At 55.2% G+C, this 2,859-nt stretch carries 2 protein-coding genes; both read left to right on the top strand.

Annotated elements, in window-relative coordinates:
- The coding region (locus tag APH34_RS28200) for a DUF1983 domain-containing protein (protein ID WP_156358136.1) at window positions 1–1,490 on the top strand (1,490 nt) is incomplete at its 5' end.
- Window positions 1,491–1,493: 3 nt separating this feature from the next.
- The gene (locus APH34_RS29160; protein WP_082422918.1) at window positions 1,494–1,796 is read left to right on the top strand and encodes a hypothetical protein; all 303 of its coding nucleotides are present in this window, start codon (window positions 1,494–1,496) and stop codon (window positions 1,794–1,796) included.
- Window positions 1,797–2,859: the final 1,063 nt, after the last annotated feature.

Genomic DNA, 2,859 nt, shown 5'->3' with positions numbered 1-2,859 from the left:
GGCCGCAGGCAGAATACGGTTCCCGGGCAACCGGGTGGCGGGACAATGGCCAGGTAAACGCGGTCAACAACGCTGCCACTTCGGCTGCGGTAGATGGCCTGTCGTCTACGGTCAGCCAGCAGGGCGCAACGCTGACCAGCGTCGCAAGCCGTACCACGACGCTGGAAAATGCGGTAAACAGCAGCACCAATGGTCTGGCCACCAAGGCCTCAGCGTCGGCGTTGGATGCGGTGACCAATCGAGTGTCCGCTGCGGAGGGTTTGATCACTAGTCAGTCCAACAGCCTCACCGAACTGAACAACACCGTTGGCGAGATCCAGGGCAACCTGGGCGCGTCGGGGCTTGATGCGGCTCAGGATGCACTTTGGCAGTTCGACACGGGCACTGAAGGCTGGACTGTAGCCGGGGCCACTATCAGCGCTGCCAATGGCGTGCTGACGGTCACGGCCAACAGTAACGATCCTAGGATCGTGAGTCCTGGCACGTTGGCCGTACCTGGCGGACAGTATCCGCTGATCAGGGCGAGGATCACCCGTAGGGCTGGCGCTCCTGCCGACTGGGATGGGCGGGTGTTTTACTCCACTGCAAGCCACGGGCAGTCCTCGAGCTATTTCAAGTCGATCGCCAACCCAAACCTGGCTGTAGGACAGACTGCTGTCGTCGAGTGGGACATGTCGGCGTTGACTGCTGGCGGCACTGACTGGGTCTCCAACATCATCACCAGCATCCGCCTCGACTTCGGCAATACGTCGGGCGGGGTGTTTGATGTGGACTGGATCGCGATTGGCCGACTCGGGCCTAGCGCATCGAGCAAGGCGGTGGAGTCGCTGTCGTCCACGGTCACCCAGCAGGGCAACAAGCTGACGGCAGAGTCTCAGCGTATCGACGGGTTGTATGCGTCGGTGGGCGATGCCAATGCGGCGATTCAGACTGAAGCCACTGCGCGCAGTGACGGCGATACCGCGCTTGGCAGACGTGTCGATACAGTCCAGAGCAATCTGGGCACCACCAATGCCACTGTGCAGCAGATAAGCACGGCGCAGGCTGCACTCAACGGGAAAGTGAACGCCACCTGGTCTGTGAAACTAGGCCTCACGTCCGGCGGTACCTACTACGCAGCCGGGTTTGGTCTGGGGCTTGAGAACCAGGGTGGCACGTTCCAGTCGAGCTTTGTTGTACTGGCCAACCGGTTCGCGGTTATGAACCCGGTGGGTGAGGGCCTGATCGTGCCGTTCGCTGTTCAGAACGGTCAGGTATTCATCGATGATGCGCTGATTTCGAAATTGGCTGTTCAGAAAGCCATTGTAGGAAACTCAATCAACTCTTCTGAGCTCGCCAATGACGGCACACCAATTATGCGAATGGACTTCGCCTCAGGGACGATCATCATGCTTAATAAAACGGCCACGGCGTACACTGTATATAATCGCCGAGGCATTGACATGGTGATCAACGGTATTCGGCGAATAAGAATGGGCGAATGGGACTGATCTATGCCGAATGGTCTGGAAATATACGGTGCTGACGGTAGGCTACTCGTCAATATGACGATGTCTATCAGTCAGCATCAAGGAGAAGTTGTAACCAATGCCGCAAATGGAGCTGTTGCTATGCCTGCGCTCCCTGCCGGCAAACAGCGCTTTTACATTGTGGTTACGTTGGTCGACACGCAGCAGTGGAAGGGAAAGAAACCAGGTGTAACAGTTTCTGGAAATACGCTGTCATGGCAATACCAGCACTCAACTTGGTTTGGCCAATTTTCTGCCAATTGCCGTATCTATTATGGATACTATTAGGATGACATATGCCCGTTGGATTCCAAGCCTACAAGGAGGACGGCTCCCTCTTATTTGATATCGATCGTATCTGTTACGGCCTGCTGAAGAGCGGTTACCTAAATTTGGTGGATAGATGGGGCCGGTACTATATCCGCTCTGCAAACCTTCCCCCCAATGAGGAAAGCAGCTGGTCATATCTGAATTTGCTTGACCCCATATGCGGGATGACGGTAACCGGCGCGGTATCCCCTCTCGTTTTCTTGGTAGGTGACGGGAAACCTTGCGGTGAAAGCGTAAGTGGGGATGTACGAACCCTGTACTTCCAAGGCTGCACGCCTGGCACCAAGGCATTTGTATTTGATCTGATGCGCGATGTGGGTGAGAGAAGCGGCATGGAATGTTACGACGCATCCGGGAGGGTGAGTTTCACAACAGGCATGCCGCCACTGAACATAGTGGCAACTGTGAACCCGCCACCAATCAATCCAACTCAAGTCCCGGGCGCTGACTCTCGAGCAACCCCGTATGTGGGTGGTGCAAATGAAACATCTGGTAGAGAGTGGTCAGGCTCTGATTTCAGACAACCCAAAGGGGCCGTCTTTGTCGGGAGTGTTAGCGGCGAACTAGCTGCTTGCCTTACATTCTCTAGGAGTTGCGGCTTGAATCAAGGATCAGATGTTGGCGATGGATTGTATCGAGTTGGCGCGAGCGAGGGGTGTGGCGGGTCTCAAAATGGAGTTCGGTTCTTTTTTAGTCCGGCAGTAGCAACAACAGCCACCACCTTCGGTAACTCAAATACATCATGGTTTGATATCCCAACAGATCGCCAACCACAAGCGCTCGTCATTCGAGCATCCGATTACCCATTTCCATTTAGATAATCATCAACAAAGAGGAAACATCCATGCCTTACGTCGCTATCAATCTGAGCAACAACTTCGATTCCGCTAATAACAATCGCTATGCCACACAGGAAGAAGCTGATGCTCGTGCGCGGGAGATCCTGAGCCAGTTTCCGGCAGCCCAAGTCTTTACCGCCAAGGTACTGAAGGACTACAGCGCCAAGGTGACCGTCACCGCC

It is taken from the genome of Pseudomonas sp. NBRC 111131 (assembly GCF_001320525.1).
Taxonomy (GTDB): domain Bacteria; phylum Pseudomonadota; class Gammaproteobacteria; order Pseudomonadales; family Pseudomonadaceae; genus Aquipseudomonas; species Aquipseudomonas ceruminis.
This window is presented reverse-complemented; position numbering and strand designations above follow the sequence as displayed.